Below are 16,528 nucleotides of genomic sequence, written 5' to 3' on the forward strand. Positions count from 1 at the left end.
GCCACCACGCCGGCGCGGCGAATCGCGCCCCGGCCGACGGCTCCGCCGTTAGCGTTCAGAAGGTGACCACAGCTCCTATCGACCTCGGCTCCTGGATCGCCCGGCGAGCGGCGGCAACTCCGAAGCTGCCGGCGATAACCTTCGGTGAGACCACCTGGACGTACCGGGATTTCTCGGACCGCATCGACCGGCTGGCGGCCGAACTGGCCGCCGGTGGCATGCGCCGCGGCGACCGCGTCGGCTATGTCGGCCTCAACCACCCCGACTTTCTCGTCACACTGTTCGCCGCCGCCCGGATCGGCGCGGCATTCGTGCCGCTGAACTGGCGACTCACCGCCGACGAACTCTGCTACATCCTGGGCAACGCCGAGGTGCACACGCTGCTGGCCGACGCCGAGCGTGCCGCGGTGATCGACCCGGTGCGCGCCCAGGCCGGGTTGCAGCGCGCGATCGCCCTGACCCCGGTGCCCGGCTGGGAGGTGGCCGACGAACTGCTCGCCCGCCGCGCCCCGCTGGCCGACCCGGTGTACGCCGAGCCCGACGACATCGCGGTGATCATGTACACCTCGGGCACCACCGGGCGGCCCAAGGGGGCCATGCTCACCCACGCAAACCTGTTCTGGAACAACATCAATGCGCTGTTGACGTTCGACACCAGCCAGCAGGACGTGTCGCTGGTCTGCGCGCCGCTGTTTCACATCGGCGGACTGAACGTCACCACGTTGCTGACGCTGCAGAAGGGCGGCCGGATCGTGCTGATGCCTGCCTTCGATCCGGCCGAAGCCCTCACGCTGATCGCCGAGCATCGGGTCACCACCATGTTCGGGGTACCGGCGATGTTCCTGTTCATGAGTCAGCGCCCGGAGTTCGCCGAATCCGACCTGTCCAGCGTGCGCAACTTCGTCTGCGGCGGCGCGCCGGTGCCCGAGGCGCTGATCCACCGCTACGGCGAGCGTGGCATCCCGTTCGCGCAGGGTTACGGGCTCACCGAGACCGCGCCACTGGCGTTGGTACTGCGCACCGACGAGGTCGGCGTGAAGATCGGCGCCGCGGGCAATCAGGTGCTGCCGCTCTCGGATGTGCGACTGGTCGACGCCAACAACGCTCCGGTGCCCGCCGGCGCGCGCGGCGAGATCTGTGTGCGCGGACCGCAGGTGATGGCCGGTTACTGGCGCAACCCCGAGGCCACCGCGGCGGTGATCGACTCCGAGGGGTGGTTTCACACCGGCGATATCGGTCAGGCCGACGACGAGGGCTACGTCTGGGTGATCGACCGGGTGAAGGACATGGTGATCTCCGGCGGCGAGAACGTCTACCCCGCCGAAGTCGAAGATGTGCTCTACGGGCATCCGGCCGTCGCCGAAGTCGCCGTGCTGGGCACCCCGCACGAAAAGTGGGGCGAGGCGGTGACCGCGGTGGTGGCGCTGCGGCCGGGGACGACGCTGACGCTCGACGAGCTGCGCGAGTTCGCCCGGGACAAGCTTGCTGCGTTCAAATTGCCCATCCGGCTGGAGTTCATCGACGCGCTGCCTCGGACCCAGTCCGGAAAGGTCGTGAAATATCAGCTGCGCGAGGTTATTTCAGATCCGGCACGATAACTGAGATAGCAACAGGAATTTCGACGGCATTTGCAGCGACCGTCCAGCGAACTGCCAGCCTGTTCGGTTGGGCTGAATCCTGACCCGGCGGCGGGGCTACCCTGCTAAAAAATCCAGACAGGGGAGCCCGACTATGACCGACAGAATCGCCGTGGTGACCGGTGCCGGCTCCGGGATCGGCCGAGCCGTCGCGCTGGGCTTCGCCGCGCAGGGCGATCGGGTGATCGCCGCCGACCTCGACGAATCGGCCGCGCAGGCCACCGCCGCGTCGGCCCCGGACCACATCACCGCGCTGGGCGTCGACGTCGCCGATCGCACCCGGGTGGACGCGCTACGCGACGCGGTGCTCGCCGAGGCCGGCGCGCCCACCGTGCTGGTCAACGCCGCCGGCTGGGATCGCACCGCCCAATTCCTGGATGCCACACCAGAATTCGCCGAGAAGGTGGTGGCGATCAACTATCTGGGCCCGGTGCACATGTGTAGTGCGTTCCTGCCGGGCATGATCGAGTCCGGCGGTGGTGGCCGAGTGGTGAACCTGGCCAGTGACGCCGGGCGGGTGGGCAGCGCCGGGGAGAGCATCTACGCCGGCGCCAAGGGCGGGGTGATCGCACTGACCAAGTCACTGGCCCGGGAGATGGCCCGCCACCAGATCACCGTCAACTGCGTGTGTCCCGGCCCCACCGACACCCCGCTGTTCGCCGCCCAACCGGAGAAGCTGAAAGAGGCGCTGGTCAAAGCGATCCCGTTCCGGCGGCTGGCCCGTCCCGACGAGGTCGCCGCCCCGGTGCTGTTCTTCGCCTCTGCTGCCGCGTCGTTCATCACCGGACAGGTGATCAGTGTCAGCGGCGGCCTCACGATGGCAGGATGAGCTGATGACAACCGGCAGCACCGCGGCTTTCGACCCACTCGACCCGCTGAGCCTCGACACCCTGCTCTCCGACGACGAGATCGCGCTGCGCGACACCGTCGCGAAGTTCTGCGCCGAGCACGTCATGGGCCACATCGCCGAGTGGTTCGAGATCGGCGACCTGCCGGCCCGCGAACTGGCCCGGGAATTCGGCAAGCTCGGGCTGCTCGGCATGCACCTGCACGGCTACGGCTGCAGTGGGGCGTCGGCGGTGCATTACGGGCTGGCCTGCGTGGAGCTCGAGGCGGCCGACTCCGGCCTGCGTTCCCTGGTGAGCGTGCAGGGTTCGCTGGCGATGTTCTCGATCTACAACAACGGTTCCGAAGAGCAGAAGCAGCAGTGGCTGCCGGGCATGGCCACCGGTGAGGTGATCGGCTGCTTCGGGCTGACCGAGCCCGACGTCGGCTCCGATCCGGCCGCGATGACCACCCGGGCCAAACGTGACGGCTCGGACTGGATACTCAATGGCCGCAAGATGTGGATCACCAACGGATCGATCGCCGACGTCGCGGTGGTGTGGGCGGCCACCGACGAGGGCATCCGCGGCTTCATCGTGCCCACCGACACGCCGGGGTTCTCCGCCAACACCGTCCACCACAAGCTGTCGCTGCGCGCGTCGATCACCAGCGAACTGGTGCTTGACGATGTGCGGCTGCCCGCCGACGCGATGCTGCCCAAGGCGCGTGGTGTCAAGGGCGCGCTGGCCAGCCTGTCCGAGGCGCGCTACGGGATCATCTGGGGGGCAATGGGTGCGGCTCGCTCGGCGTGGCAGTCGGCCCGCGACTATGCCATGCAGCGCACCCAATTCGGCAAGCCGATCGCCGGTTTCCAGCTCACCCAGGCCAAGCTGGTGGACATGGCCGTCGAGCTGCACAAGGGCCAGCTGTTGTCTCTACACCTGGGCCGGCTCAAGGACGGCGTCGGCCTGCGCCCCGAGCAGGTCAGCTTCGGCAAACTCAACAACACCCGCAGCGCGCTGGAGATCTGTCGAACTGCACGAACGATTCTGGGCGGCAACGGGATATCGCTGGAATACCCGGTGATCCGGCACATGGTCAACCTGGAGTCGGTGCTGACCTACGAGGGCACCCCGGAGATGCATCAGCTCGTACTGGGGCAGGCCTTCACCGGGCTGGGCGCCTTCCGCTGATGCTGAGCTACAGCTCGGAGCACCGCCAATTCCGGGAATTGGTCCGGGATTTCGTACGCAACATCGTCATGCCCGGCCACGAGGACGCCGAACGCGACGGCAGCTGGGATCGCTCGATGTTCATCGAGGCCGGCCGGCTGGGCCTGCTCGGGTTCCCGGTGCCCGAGGACCTGGGCGGACCGGGAGTCCGCGACTTCCGGTACCACGCGATCGTCGTCGACGAACTGCAACGGGCCGGGGCCGCCGCGGAGGCGATCGCGTTCTCGCTGCAGAACGACGTCGTGCTGCCCTACCTGACCGACCTGACCACGGCCGAGCAGCAGCGCCGCTGGCTGCCCGGGGTGGTGACCGGCGAAACGGTGCTCGGGATCGCGATGACCGAACCCGGCACCGGCAGCGACCTGGCCGGCATCACCACCACCGCGCACCGGGACGGCGATCACTACGTGGTCAACGGCGCCAAGACCTTCATCTCCAACGGCCAGACCGGCGATCTGTTCGTCGTCGCGGTCCGCACCGGGGAGGACCGGCACAAGGGGCTGTCCCTGCTGGTCGTCGCGCCCGACACACCCGGGTTCCATCGGGGCCGCAACCTGGCCAAGATCGGCCTGCACGCCCAGGACACCTCCGAGCTGGCGTTCACCGACATGCGGGTGCCGGTCGACAACCTGCTCGGCGAGGAGGGGCAGGGTTTCTACCAGTTGATGCACAACCTGCCCCAGGAACGGCTCTCGCTGGGGGTGGGCGCGGTCGCCGCCGCCGAAGGGGTGCTGGCCGAGACCCTGGACTACGTCCGGTCCCGCCGGGCGTTCGGCACCGAGATCGCCGGCTTCCAGAACACCCAGTTCGTACTGGCCGAGGTGGCGACCGAATTAGACGTCGCCCGAACCTATCTCGACGATTGCATCGCAGCGCACCTGGCCGGTGAGCTGACCGCGGCGCGGGCCGCCAAGCTCAAGTGGTGGACCACCGACGTGCAGTTCCGAACCGCGCACCGCTGCCTGCAGTTGTACGGCGGATACGGCTACATGCGTGAGTATCCGGTGTCCCGGGCGTTCGTCGACGCCCGTATTCAGAGCATCTACGGCGGCACCAACGAGATCATGAAGACGATCATCGCCAAGGATCTCCGGCTCTGACGACGTCCCCGGGTCGCCCACAACCGAGCCCCGCTGATCGACCGGCAAATAACACATGGAAGAGTTGTGAAAATGACGAATCGCGAGGATGTTGGGCAGCGGGCGGCAGCGTTTCTGGCACTGCACCAGCCGGGCAATCCGGTGGTCCTGCCCACCGTGTGGGATGTGTGGTCGGCGAAGCTGGCGGTCGGCGCCGGATTCGCCGCACTGACCGTCGGCAGCAAGCCGGTGGCCGAGTCGAGGGGCCAGAGCGACGGTGAGGGGATGTCCTTCGCCGAGGTGTTGCGCAGGGTCGGCCAGATCACCGAGGCCGTCGACGTGCCGGTATCGCTGGACATCGAATCCGGCTACGCCGAGTCCCCCGAGCGACTGGCCGAAGGCCTGCTGGAGGCCGGCGTCGTCGGCTGCAACATCGAGGACTCGGTGCACAGCCAGGACAAGCGCCTGCGGTCGGCGTCCGAGCACGCCGAGTACGTGGCCGCACTGCGCGAAGCCTCCGACGCCGCGGGCGCCCACCTCGTGATCAACGCCCGCACCGACTTGTTCCTGCGCAAAGACGGCGACGACGCGGATCGCATCGATCGCGTCATCGCCCGGCTGACCGAGTGCGCCGAGGCGGGAGCAGACGTGCTCTACCCCGTCGGCCGCCATGACGCGGAGACGCTGCGCGCCCTGGTCGCCGGGCTGCCCAAGCCGATCAACGCGCTCGCCGCACCCGACCAGGACGACCCGGCCTCGTTCGGCCAACTCGGCGTCGCGCGGGTCAGCTTCGGGGGGCTGTTGCAGGTCGCACTGGGTAAGCAGGCCGGTGAGCTCTTGGCCCGCTGGGCCTGAGACCCCGCCGGTCCGCAGTCCGCACCGGGAGACCCTCGACGGACGAACTTGACACCTGTTAAATTTCTCGGGTGGACAACATCCGCGGTAAGACCATTGCCATCACCGGAGCCGCCCGTGGGATCGGGCTGGCGACCGCCACCGCTCTGCTGCGCCGCGGCGCCCGCGTCGTCATCGGCGACCGCGATGTCGGCGCGCTCGACAAGGCGGTACAGCGCCTGGGCCCGGGGAGTCCGGTCACCGGCTACCCCCTCGACGTCACCGACCGCGAGTCGTTCTCGACGTTCTTGGACAAGGCCCGCACCGATGGTGACGGCCGGATCGATGTGCTGATCAACAATGCCGGCGTGATGCCGGTCGGACCGTTCCTCGACCAGACCCCGGAATCCATTCGCTCGGCGACCGAGGTCAACTTCTACGGAGTGCTCAACGGCTGCCAGCTGGTGCTTCCCGAGATGGTCAAGCGTCGCGCCGGCCACATCATCAACGTCGCCTCGCTGGCCGGGATCGTGGCTGTTCCGGGCCAGGTGCTCTACGCCGGAACCAAATTCGCCGTCGTCGGCCTGAGCACCGCGATGGCCGACGAGTTCGCACCGCAGGGTGTTTCGGTCACCGCGGTGCTACCGACCTTCACCAACACCGAATTGATCTCGGGCACCAACCCGTCGGCGGCACAGAAGCCGGTGGAGCCCGAGGACATCGCCGCTGCGGTGGTCAAGGTGCTCGACAAGCCCAAGACGCTGGTCTCGGTGCCCGGTTTCGGTCGCCGCACCGCGGTCCTGGCGAGCCTGTTGCCCGATCGGGCCCGCCGCTGGCTCAACAAGAAGACGGGCAACGACACGGTGTTTCTGCAGTTCGACACCGCGGCCCGACAGGCCTACGAAGACCGCGCCCAGCACGCCACCGGGGTCATCGAGAACGACTGACCGGCAACCTGTTCTACCCCAGCGCCTGATCCAGGTCGGCGATCAGGTCGTCGGTGCCTTCCAGCCCGACCGAGATCCGCACCACCCCGTCGCCGAGGCCTATCGCGGCGCGCCCGTCGGGCCCCATCGCCCGGTGAGTGGTGGTCGCCGGATGGGTGATCAGAGACTTCGCGTCCCCAAGGTTGTTGGAGATGTCGATCAGCTTGAGCTTGTCCAACAGCTCGAAAGCCCGCTGTTTGGCTGTGCTTTCGGGGGCGTCGAGTTCGAAGGTGATGACGGTGCCGCCGCCGGACATCTGCTTGCGCGCCAGGTCGTGCTGCGGATGCGACGCCAGAAACGGATAGCGCACCCAGCGCACCGCGGGACGCTGTTCGAGGAATTCCGCGATCCGCAGCGCCGCTGCGTTGGCGTAGTCGACCCGGACCGCCATTGTCTCAAGGCCTTTCAGCAGTATCCAGGCGTTGAAGGCGCTCAGGGCCGGGCCGGTGTGACGCATCAGCGTCTGCACCGGACCGTCGATGTACTCCTGGTCGCCCAGGATCGCCCCACCGAGCACCCGGCCCTGCCCATCGAGGTGCTTGGTGCCCGAATACACCACCACGTCCACCCCGAGCGGAAAACCCTGCTGCAGCAGCGGAGTGGCGAACACGTTGTCCAGCAACACTTTCGCGCCGGCGGCATGAGCCAGCTCGGTGACCGCGGCGATGTCGACCAGCGACTGCATCGGATTGGACGGCGTCTCGAAGAACACCGCGCTCGTGGGTACCGACAGCGCCTGCTCCCACTGCGCCATGTCATCGCCGTCGACGAACACGGTCTCCACGCCCCAGCGGGGCAGGATCTCGTTGCAGACAACGAAACACGATCCGAACAGGCTGCGAGCGGCCACCAACCGGTCGCCCGCACCCAGCAGCGCACCGAGTGACACGAACACCGCCGCCATGCCGCTGGCGGTGGCGAACGCCGCCGGGGCGCCCTCGATCAGCCGCAGCCGCTCCTCGAACATCGACACTGTCGGATTGCCGTACCGGGAGTAGACGAACCGGTCGACCTCACCGGTGAACGCCCGCTCCGCGTCGGCGGCGGAGGGGTAGACGTAACCGGAATTGAGGAACAGCGCCTCGGCGGTCTCGTCGAACTGCGAGCGCAGCAGCCCGCCGCGCACCCCGATGGTGGCCTGGCTGACGCCGTCCGGCAGCGGTTTGGGGACCCGGACGGAGCGCTTCGGATCACTCACGACTGCTTCCAGGGCAGGCCGACCGCGCGCCAACCGGTGCCACCGCGGTGCGCGTGCTCGTCGAGCTGCCCTTCGAAACCGTCCAGCACGTTGTAGGACGGGCCGATGCCGGCCGCGGTTGCGGTCTCGGCGGCAGGAATGGAGCGGTTGCCCGAGCGGCACAGGAAAACCGCCGGCCCGGCCGGTACCCGGGCGGCCAGCTCGTGCGCGAAGTCCGGGTTGGCGGTGCCGTCGGAGCGGACCCACTCGATGCAGACCACCTCGCGGCCCAGGCCGGACAGGTCGGGCAGCCCCACGAAGCGCCATTCGGCGTCGGTGCGCACATCGATGAGCGTCGCCGTGGGGTCGTCGCGCAGTATCGCCCAGGCCTGCTCGGGTGTGATGTCTCCTGCGTAGCTCACCTGCGGAAGTCTCGCACCCGCGGCGGGCTCACGCCACGGCGGGGTCAGGGCCAGAGCTTGCCCAGAATGGCCGCGACCTGCCCGGCCCGGTCGCGGGCAACCGCCACGTCCGGACCGGTGGCCAGCGCCAAACCCAGCCGCCGGCGCGGGTGCCCCTCGTGGTGTCCGAACACCACCACATCACTTTCGGTCACGCTGAGCGCATCGGCGACCACGGCCACACTGTCGGGGGTGGTCTCGGTGGCGGGCGGGCCCGGCGGACGCCGGGAGTAGATCAGCCGGGCTGCGCCCGGCGAAACCATGATGGCGTCGATCGCCAGCCCGAGGATCGCCCGGGCCTGCAGTTCGAAACCGGAGAGCCGCTGGGTGCGCAACGTCAGCAGCGCGGCATCATACGGGCGGACGTTGACGCCGGTGAAGTACACCTCGTCGCCGTGAACCATCAGCTCCACCCCGAACAGGCCGCGGCCGCCGAGCGCCCGCGCGATCCGGGCGGCGACCGACTTGGCCGCATCCAGCGCCACCGCACTCATCGAGTAGGGCTGCCAAAGCTCCACCGTCAGTTGCCCGTTCGGGTCCTCCTCGGTGCGGTGCCCGATGGGGGCGCAGAAGTCCAGTGCCGGGCCGTCCGGGCCGTCGCGGTGCACGGCCAGCAGCGTGACCTCGCTGTCGAATTCCACCGCGGTCTCGGCCAGCACGCGGGCCGGCGACCCCGCACCGGCGGCGGAAACCGCGCGTTGCCAGGCCGGTTCGACATCGCTGTCTCGCACCATCACCGAGCGGCCCTCGCCGAGGGCTCCGCCCACCGGTTTGACCACCATCGGGAACCCGGCGTGCCCGGCCACCTCCCGCAGTTCCTCGACCGAACCGACGAACCAGAACGGCGCGGTCGGCAGGCCGAGCTCATCGGCGGCCAGCCGCCGCAACCCCTCCGGATCGGCGGCCAGCCGGGCACCGCGGATTCCTGGCACCAATGCGGTGAAACCGGTATCGACCGCCGCGGTCAGCGCCTCGGTGGCCACCACGTCCGAGGCGACCACCACGAATTTCGGCTGCAACCATCTGATCGCCGCGGCCAGTTCGTCGTTGTCGATCAGGTCCACCACCACGGAGCGGTCGGCGATCGGTTGCAGCGCCGAGTCGGCGTACCGGTCGACGGCGATCACCTCGGCGCCCAGGCGTTGCAGCGCCGTCACCAGTTCGCGGCTGAGCTCACCGGAGCCGAGCAATGCCACCCTGGTCCGGCTGGGGCCGTCGGAGGACAACCGCTCGGTCGTGGGCTCACCCGCGTCGCCGTTCACTGCCCCACCCTCCCCGCGTCAAGGCAATGTTGCATGGTGCTCAAGGATAAAGGTGAAGACGGGCGGAGGTGCGAACCACGGTGAACGCGGTGCTGCTGGGTCCGCTGGTGGGCGCGGTGCTGGTGGCAGCCCTCGCGCGGCACCGCCAGCTGTCGGCGCCGCTGGTCCTGGTGATCGCCGGTCTGCTGGTCGGGCTGATCCCGGCGGTGCCCGACATCGCGCTGCGCCCCGACCTGGTGCTGTTCGTGATCCTGCCGCCGCTGCTGTGGTCGGCGGGGCTGGAGAGCTCCTTCATCAACATGCGCCGCAGCCGGCGTTCGATCATCCTGTTGGCGGTCGGGCTGCCGCTGGCCACCACCGTCGCGGTCGGTGTGGTCGCCTATTACACCGTGCCGGAGTTCACCCTGGCCGCCGCGCTGACGCTGGGCGCGATCGTGGCCCCACCGGACGCGGTGTCGGCCACCGCCATCGGCCGCCGGGTCGGCCTGCCCCGGCGGATCATGACTTTGCTGGGCGGCGAGAGCCTGCTCAACGACGCCACCGCGCTGACCGTCTACAAGGTGGCGCTGGCCGCGGCGATCGGCGCCGCGACCGGCTGGGGCATGGGTCTGGCGACATTCGCGCTGGCGGCCGTCGGCGGCGTGGTGGTCGGCGTGGTCTTCGGGGCGCTCATCGTGGTCATCCGGGCCCGGCTGGCCGACCCGCTGGTGGAGAGCGCGGTCGGGCTGGTGGCCCCGTTCGTCATCTACCTGGTGGCCGAAGAAGTCCGCGGCTCCGGTGTGCTCGCGGTGGTGGTCGCCGCGTTGATCCTCGGGCAGCGCTACACCCGCGCCCACTACGCCACCCGGCTGCAGGATCAGGCGGTCTGGCGGGCCGTGCAGCTGGTGCTGGAGTCGTTGGCGTTCCTGCTGATCGGGCTGCAACTGCCGACGGTCGTGCAGAACATGCACGGCGTGCGCTTCTCGACTCTGGCCCTCGCATCGGTGGCGGTTTTCGCGACGGCGCTGGCGGTGCGGGCGGTGTGGGTGGTGACGTTCTCCTACCTGCCCCGGATGCTGTCCGCGGGCATCCGGCAACGCGAGCCCGCACCCACCCCGGGGCAGGTGTTCATCCTGGCCTGGGCCGGGATGCGCGGCGTGGTGTCGCTGGCGGCCGCCTTCGGTGTACCGCTGGCGACACTGGCCGGGCAGCCGTTCCCGGGCCGCCCGCAGCTGGTTTTTCTGACCTTCGTGGTGGTCGTCGGCACCCTGCTGCTGCACGGCCTGACCCTGCCGTGGCTGATCCGGCGGCTGGGGGTGCGTACCGATCAGGACCGCCGCGATGCGATCGCCGCCGCGTCCGCGCGGGACAAGGCGGCCCGCGCCGCCGCCGACCGACTCGACGAGGTACTCGCCTCGAGCGAGCCGTCGCCGGCCAGCGAGCGTGCCGCCGACGCGCTGCGCAGCTGGAACACCCGACGACGCAATGCCGCCCGGGAACGGCTGCGGCGCCTGGATCCTGACTACGACGACAGCGACGAGACCGCCTCGGCGGCCTTTCGCCGGCTACGGCTGGAGATGCTGGCCGCCGAGCGTGCCGCGCTGATCACCGAACGCGACGCCGGCCGCATCGACGATCAGGTGCTGCGCGCCCTGCTGCACGGGCTGGATCTGGAAGAGGCGACGCTGAATCTGGACTAGCCCCTCCCGCGAGCAGACACAGAATCGCACGGAACCAGCCTGCGGCGTGCGAGTCTGCGTCTGCTCGCGCAGAGGATTCGCACCGCTGAATACAGTGGGTGCCATGAGCGTTCTGACCTCGCCGAAGACATACCAGGGCCTGGCCGCCTTCCAGGCCGCCGACGCGGTGGCGTGCGCCATCCCGGTGCCCTTCATCGCCAAAGCACTCGACACCGTCCAGTGCCCCCAGCAGGTCCGCCCGATCCTGCCGATCGTCAAGGTCGCCTCGGCGGTCGGCCTGCTGTCGGTGAACCGGTTCCCGGTGCTGGCCCGACTCACCACCGCGGCGTTGACGCTGTATTTCGTGCTCGCCGTGGGCGCCCACGTCCGAGTCCGCGACAGCATCCCCAACACCGTCCCGGCCGCATCGTTTCTGGCGCTGTTCGCGGCGATGACGCTGCGGCCGGTCCGCCGCTAGGGCTGCCCGGGCAGCAGCCGCACCATCAGGCCCTGCGCTTCGGCGAGCACGGTGCCGTCGGTGTCGGTGAGTTCTGCGCCGATGAACGCCTTGCGCCCCTCGGCCTTCTCGATCCGGCCGTGCACCAGCAGTGGGGTGTCGATCGGGGTGACCTTGCGGTAGTCGACGTGCAAGAACGCCGTCCGGCTGATCGGGCGGTTCGCGGCGTGCACCACCATCCCGAACATCCAGTCGAACAGCAGCGGCAGCACGCCGCCGTGCACCGCGGAGTTACCGCCCACGTGGAACCGGCTGAATCGCCCCTGCATCGAGACACCGTCGGGCTCGAACCGGGTGAGGCGCCACGGTGGCAGCAGCAGGCTGCCCATGCCCGGCAGCGACGGCGCGCGCCCGGCCGGGGCGACCGCCTGCGGCGCCGGGAACTTCTCCAGCAGCCCGACCAGTTGCTCGACCCGGTCGGCGGCGTCATCCCAGGTGGTGTCGTCGGGGTCGGTGGACACCGCCAGGTCCTGCAGGCGCCGCATCGTGGTGACGAACCGCGCGAAACCCGGGCTCGGGTCGACGACCGCGAAGTCGGGGAACCCGCCGTGGCTGGCGTAATCGGGATCGAGCTGCTCGGGCCCACCGTCGCTCACGTGTGGTCCCGCACGACATCGCGGCGCACAATGGTCTGCTCGCGACCGGGTCCGACACCGATGCACGAAACCTGCGCTCCGGCAATATCTTCCAGCCGCGACACGTAGTCGCGCGCGTTGGCGGGCAGCTCCTCGAAGGTACGTGCCGTGGAGATGTCCTCCCACCAGCCCGGCAGTTCTTCGTAAACCGGTACGGCGCGGGCGAATTCCTCCTGGGTCATCGGCAGCTCGTCGGTGCGTTTGCCGTCGACGGTGTAGCCGACGCAGACCGGCACGGTCTCCAGGGAAGACAGCACGTCGAGTTTGGTCAGGAAGTAGTCGGTGATGCCGTTGACCCGGGTGGCGTAGCGGGCGATCACCGCGTCGAACCAGCCGCACCGCCGCCGGCGCCCGGTGGTCACCCCGACCTCGCCGCCGGTCTTGGACAGGTATTCGCCCTTGGCGTCGAACAACTCGGTGGGGAACGGCCCCGAGCCGACCCGGGTGGTGTAGGCCTTCAGGATGCCCAGCACCGTGGTGATGCGGGTCGGCCCGACGCCGGAGCCCACGGCTGCGCCGCCGGCGGTCGGGTTGGAAGACGTCACGTACGGGTAGGTGCCGTGGTCGACGTCGAGCAGGGTGCCCTGCGAGCCTTCCAGCAACACGTTCTCGCCGCGGTCCAGCGCGGCGCCCAACAGCAGGGCGGTGTCGGCGATGCGGTGCTTGAAACCCTCGGCCTGCGCCAGCAGATCTTCGAGGACCTGCTGCGGTTCCAGCGCTTTGCGGTTGTAGATCTTGACCAGCACCTGGTTCTTGAAGTCCAGGGCCGCCTCGATCTTCTGCGCCAGCGACGTCTCGTCGAGCACGTCGGCGACCCGGATCCCGATCCGGGCGATCTTATCCTGATAGCAGGGCCCGATGCCGCGGCCGGTGGTGCCGATCTTCTTGCTGCCCATGTAGCGCTCGGTCACCTTGTCGATGGCGACGTGATAGGGCATCAGCAGGTGCGCATCAGCGGAGATCAGCAGCCTCGAGGTGTCCACGCCGCGCCGTTCCAGCCCGGCCAGCTCCTCGAGCAGCACCCCGGGATCGACCACCACACCGTTGCCGATGATGTTGGTGACGTGCGGCGTCAGCACCCCCGAGGGGATCAGGTGCAACGCGAAGTTCTCCCCGGTGGGCAGCACAACGGTGTGGCCGGCATTGTTGCCGCCCTGGTAGCGCACCACCCACTGCACTCGTTCGCCGAGTAGGTCGGTGGCTTTTCCTTTGCCCTCGTCACCCCATTGGGCGCCGATGACGACGATTGCCGGCATGGATTCTCGCTAACTGTCTTGGCTTACTGTGGTCCAGCCGGTGACTGAGCCTATCTGAAGAGATTCACAAGGAGAGCGTTGAACGCCACCAACGGCCCTGAAATCGCCGTTCTGCAGTTTGCCGGGCGGCCGCTGCCCCGCCCGTTGCGGGGGCTTCCGACGGTGCAAGTCCACGACGACGCGGCCGCCGCGGAGGCGGTAGACGCCGCGATCGACCGATTCCGCCGGCTGGTGGTGGTGGGCGGTGACGCCGAGCTGGCGCGGGTGCTGACCCGGCTGCTGCGCGCCGACCGGCTGGATGTCGAGGTGGGCTACGCGCCGCCGCGGCGCACCCCCGCTACCAGGGCCTACCGGCTCCCGGCCGGCTGGCGGGGGGCGCGGCGTGCCCGCCGGGGCGCCGCCGTCGCGGTGCCGCTGATCCGCGACGACGCCGGGACGGTGCTGGCCGGTGCGGGCCGCTGGGTGCCGGTGGACGGCAACGTGGTGCTGCGCGGTGAGGGCATCGTCGACGACGCGACCGTCTTCGACGGCGACGCGGCCGGGGTGCTCATCGAGCCGCTCGGCACCGCACCGGGGCTGCGGGCCGGGATCCCGTCGCGGCGCGGCCGGGTGCGCCGCTGGGTGAGCGGCCGGGCGGCGCAACTGGGCACCACCGGGGCGCTGGTGGTGCGCGACGGGGTTTATGGCACCCGCACGGTGAAGCGGTCCACCTTCTATCGGCACATCGAGGACTGGTTGTTGGTCCGATAGGTTCGTGCGGTGAATGTCAGCCCGCTGCGCGGCGAGGCGGTACGGCCCAGCCCGGTCTTCCTGGCACTGGTGGCCGTGACCGCCGTCGGCGGCGTGCTGGCCTGGCGGGCGGCCGCCGACATCGCGCCACTGGCCTACACCGGTGTGTTCGTGTTCGTCATCGCCGGCTGGCTGGTGTCGCTGTGCCTGCACGAGTTCGGCCACGCCTTCACCGCCTGGCGATTCGGCGACCGCGGCGTCGAGATGCGCGGCTATCTGACGCTGAACCCGCTGCGCTACACCCATCCGGGGTTGTCGCTGGTGCTGCCGATGCTGTTCATCGCCCTGGGCGGCATCGGCCTGCCGGGCGGTGCGGTGTACCTGCACACCTCGTTCATGACGCCATTGCGGCGCACCCTGGTCAGCCTGGCGGGCCCGACGGCCAACCTGGTGCTGGCGGTGCTGCTGCTGGGCGCCACCCGGGCGTTCTACGACCCCGCGCATCCGGTGTTCTTCTCCGGGGTGGCGTTCCTGGGTTTCCTGCAGGTCACCGCGGTGGTGCTGAACCTGCTGCCGGTGCCCGGGCTGGACGGCTACGGCGCGCTGGAGCCGCACCTGAGCCCCCAGACCCGCCGCGCCGTGGCGCCGTTTCAGCAGTGGGGCCTGTTGGTGCTGCTGGTCCTGCTGATCTCGTCGCCCGCCTTGAACGCAAAGTTCTTCGGCATGGTGCTGTGGTTCTTCGACCTGTTCGGGGTGCCGCGCCTGCTGGTTTCGTGGGGGTTGTCGCTGACGCAGTTCTGGAACGGCTGGTTCTGACGAGCGCAGCGCCCACGTGGGACGCGCGACATATATTGGCTAGCCATGGCCACCGGTCACGATCACCGTCGCACCGACTCCCGGCTGTCCCGGATGGTCATCGGGGCGGTGATCCTGACCGCGTTCTTCGCCATCGAGCTGACCACGGCGGTGGTGATCAACTCGATCGCGCTGCTCGCCGACGCCGGGCACCTGCTCACCGACCTGGCCGCCCTGTTCATGGGGGTGGCGGCGGTGGTGCTGGCCCGCCGCGGCAGCGCCTCGCCGTCGCGCACCTACGGCTGGCACCGCGCCGAGGTGTTCACCGCGGTGGCCAACGCGGTGCTGCTGATCGGGATGGCGACGTTCATCCTCACCGAGGCGATCCGCCGGATCGGCACCGCACCGGATGTGCCCGGTGTGCCGATGATCGTCGTCGCGGTCGCCGGCATGGCCGTCAACACCGGGGTGGCCCTGCTGTTGCGCTCGCACGCGACGGACAGCCTCGCGGTGCGCGGCGCCTACATGGAGGTGGTCGCCGACACCGTCGGCAGCGTGGGAGTGTTGATCGCCGGTGTCGTCACGGTGACCACCGGCTGGCCCTACGCCGACGTGGTCGTCGCCGTGTTCGTCGCGTTGTGGGTGCTGCCGCGGGCGTTCGCGCTGGCCGGCGCCGCGCTACGGATCCTGTCGGAGGCATCGCCGAGCCACATCGACGTCAACGAACTGCGGGCGGCGCTGGCCGCCGTCGACGGGGTCACCGATGTCCACGACCTCCACGTCTGGACGCTGGTTCCGGGCCAGGACATGGCCACCGCTCACCTGCGCGCCGACACCGACCCCGGCCGGGTGCTCGGCCAGGCGCGTGCGGTACTGGCCGCTCGCGGACTGACCCATGCCACCGTCCAGGTGGAGCCGCCCGGACAGGGCGGCGACTGCCCCATCGGATGCTGACTCCCAAGCCGGGTCATCGCATGGTCAGCTCAGCCCCAGCGCCGAGCGGGCGCCGGGGTCGCAATCGTCGAGCAGATCCAGACAGCGCGCCAGCTCCTCGGTCTCCCCGATGGAATCGGCGGCCCGCGCCAGCGCGGCCACACACCGCAGAAAGCCCCGGTTGGGTTCATGCTCGTAGGGCACCGGGCCGTAGCCCTTCCACCCGTTGCGCCGCAGCTGGTCCAGGCCCCGGTGGTAGCCGGTGCGCGCGTAGGCGTAGGCGGTGACCGCCTTATCCTCGGCCAATGCCGCTTCGGCCAGCGCCGCCCACGCGACCGAGGCCGCCGGATGCGCGGCAGCGACAATCGTGGGGTTCTGGTTGGCCCGCAGGTCGGCCTCAGCGTCGGGGTCGCCGGGCAGCAAGATCGGATCGGGTCTGAGGAGATCACCGGAGAGCGTCACACCGTTCATTGTGCCGTGCCGTCCATGGCCGGCCACTCCAACAAGCCGCC

The 16,528-nt window shown here is 69.5% G+C and carries 17 protein-coding genes; 11 read left to right on the plus strand and 6 right to left on the minus strand.

What is annotated here, in order from left to right; genetic code table 11:
- Positions 1–62: 62 nt before the first annotated feature.
- The 6 genes from G6N23_RS18320 to G6N23_RS18345 all read left to right on the plus strand — a co-directional run bounded on the left by G6N23_RS18320 (position 63) and on the right by G6N23_RS18345 (position 6,554).
- Entirely contained in the window at positions 63–1,598 is a 1,536-nt protein-coding gene (locus G6N23_RS18320; protein WP_085260750.1) for an acyl-CoA synthetase, read from the plus strand.
- A gap of 133 nt (positions 1,599–1,731) precedes the next feature.
- A complete protein-coding gene (locus G6N23_RS18325) occupies positions 1,732–2,466 on the plus strand; it encodes an SDR family NAD(P)-dependent oxidoreductase (protein WP_085260749.1) in 735 nt (244 codons plus the stop codon).
- Positions 2,467–2,470: 4 nt separating this feature from the next.
- Positions 2,471–3,655, plus strand: a complete 1,185-nt coding sequence (locus tag G6N23_RS18330; RefSeq protein ID WP_085260909.1) for an acyl-CoA dehydrogenase family protein — start codon at positions 2,471–2,473, stop codon at positions 3,653–3,655.
- Positions 3,655–4,794: an acyl-CoA dehydrogenase family protein gene (locus G6N23_RS18335; RefSeq protein ID WP_085260748.1), complete on the plus strand. Its 1,140-nt coding sequence runs from the start codon at positions 3,655–3,657 to the stop codon at positions 4,792–4,794. The genes G6N23_RS18330 and G6N23_RS18335 overlap by 1 nt, the downstream gene beginning before the upstream one ends.
- A gap of 72 nt (positions 4,795–4,866) precedes the next feature.
- Entirely contained in the window at positions 4,867–5,628 is a 762-nt protein-coding gene (locus G6N23_RS18340) for an isocitrate lyase/PEP mutase family protein (protein ID WP_085260747.1), read from the plus strand.
- A 71-nt stretch (positions 5,629–5,699) separates the two neighbouring features.
- On the plus strand, positions 5,700–6,554 hold the full coding sequence (locus G6N23_RS18345) for an SDR family oxidoreductase (protein ID WP_085260746.1): 855 nt from the start codon (positions 5,700–5,702) through the stop codon (positions 6,552–6,554).
- 13 nt (positions 6,555–6,567) lie between these two features.
- Here the strand turns inward: G6N23_RS18345 and G6N23_RS18350 are convergent, their stop codons facing one another.
- The 3 genes from G6N23_RS18350 to purT are packed head-to-tail and all read right to left on the minus strand — an operon-like array spanning position 6,568 to position 9,493.
- Positions 6,568–7,791, minus strand: coding sequence for an O-succinylhomoserine sulfhydrylase (locus G6N23_RS18350; protein WP_085260745.1), 1,224 nt, complete (start codon positions 7,789–7,791; stop codon positions 6,568–6,570).
- Positions 7,788–8,192, minus strand: coding sequence for a rhodanese-like domain-containing protein (locus tag G6N23_RS18355; protein ID WP_085260744.1), 405 nt, complete (start codon positions 8,190–8,192; stop codon positions 7,788–7,790). The genes G6N23_RS18350 and G6N23_RS18355 overlap by 4 nt, the downstream gene beginning before the upstream one ends.
- Positions 8,193–8,236: 44 nt before the next feature.
- Positions 8,237–9,493, minus strand: coding sequence for a formate-dependent phosphoribosylglycinamide formyltransferase (gene purT / locus G6N23_RS18360; protein WP_085260743.1), 1,257 nt, complete (start codon positions 9,491–9,493; stop codon positions 8,237–8,239).
- A gap of 80 nt (positions 9,494–9,573) precedes the next feature.
- Here purT and G6N23_RS18365 point away from each other — a divergent pair, with 80 nt between their 5' ends.
- On the plus strand, positions 9,574–11,172 hold the full coding sequence (locus G6N23_RS18365; protein WP_085260908.1) for a Na+/H+ antiporter: 1,599 nt from the start codon (positions 9,574–9,576) through the stop codon (positions 11,170–11,172).
- 103 nt (positions 11,173–11,275) lie between these two features.
- On the plus strand, positions 11,276–11,629 hold the full coding sequence (locus G6N23_RS18370; protein ID WP_085260742.1) for a DoxX family protein: 354 nt from the start codon (positions 11,276–11,278) through the stop codon (positions 11,627–11,629).
- Here G6N23_RS18370 and G6N23_RS18375 read toward each other — a convergent pair.
- Positions 11,626–12,264, minus strand: a complete 639-nt coding sequence (locus G6N23_RS18375) for a PaaI family thioesterase (protein ID WP_085260741.1) — start codon at positions 12,262–12,264, stop codon at positions 11,626–11,628. The two genes, G6N23_RS18370 and G6N23_RS18375, sit on opposite strands and share 4 nt — an antisense overlap.
- The gene (locus G6N23_RS18380) at positions 12,261–13,559 is read right to left on the minus strand and encodes an adenylosuccinate synthase (protein WP_085260740.1); all 1,299 of its coding nucleotides are present in this window, start codon (positions 13,557–13,559) and stop codon (positions 12,261–12,263) included. The genes G6N23_RS18375 and G6N23_RS18380 overlap by 4 nt, the downstream gene beginning before the upstream one ends.
- A gap of 78 nt (positions 13,560–13,637) precedes the next feature.
- Here G6N23_RS18380 and G6N23_RS18385 point away from each other — a divergent pair, with 78 nt between their 5' ends.
- From G6N23_RS18385 to G6N23_RS18395, 3 genes are read left to right on the plus strand one after another with little or no spacing between them, the layout of a single operon-like run.
- Positions 13,638–14,309: a peptidase M50 gene (locus G6N23_RS18385; RefSeq protein ID WP_407938355.1), complete on the plus strand. Its 672-nt coding sequence runs from the start codon at positions 13,638–13,640 to the stop codon at positions 14,307–14,309.
- A 9-nt stretch (positions 14,310–14,318) separates the two neighbouring features.
- Positions 14,319–15,104: a site-2 protease family protein gene (locus G6N23_RS18390; protein ID WP_085260739.1), complete on the plus strand. Its 786-nt coding sequence runs from the start codon at positions 14,319–14,321 to the stop codon at positions 15,102–15,104.
- Between the two features lie 45 nt (positions 15,105–15,149).
- Positions 15,150–16,037 carry a cation diffusion facilitator family transporter gene (locus G6N23_RS18395; RefSeq protein ID WP_085260738.1) on the plus strand — a complete coding sequence of 296 codons (888 nt, stop codon included), beginning with the start codon at positions 15,150–15,152 and terminating at the stop codon, positions 16,035–16,037.
- Between the two features lie 24 nt (positions 16,038–16,061).
- Here the strand turns inward: G6N23_RS18395 and G6N23_RS18400 are convergent, their stop codons facing one another.
- On the minus strand, positions 16,062–16,478 hold the full coding sequence (locus G6N23_RS18400) for a DUF3151 domain-containing protein (RefSeq protein ID WP_085260906.1): 417 nt from the start codon (positions 16,476–16,478) through the stop codon (positions 16,062–16,064).
- Between the last annotated feature and the right edge of the window lie 50 nt (positions 16,479–16,528).

The sequence above is a fragment of the Mycolicibacter terrae genome, from assembly GCF_010727125.1.
Taxonomy (GTDB): Bacteria; Actinomycetota; Actinomycetes; order Mycobacteriales; family Mycobacteriaceae; genus Mycobacterium; species Mycobacterium terrae.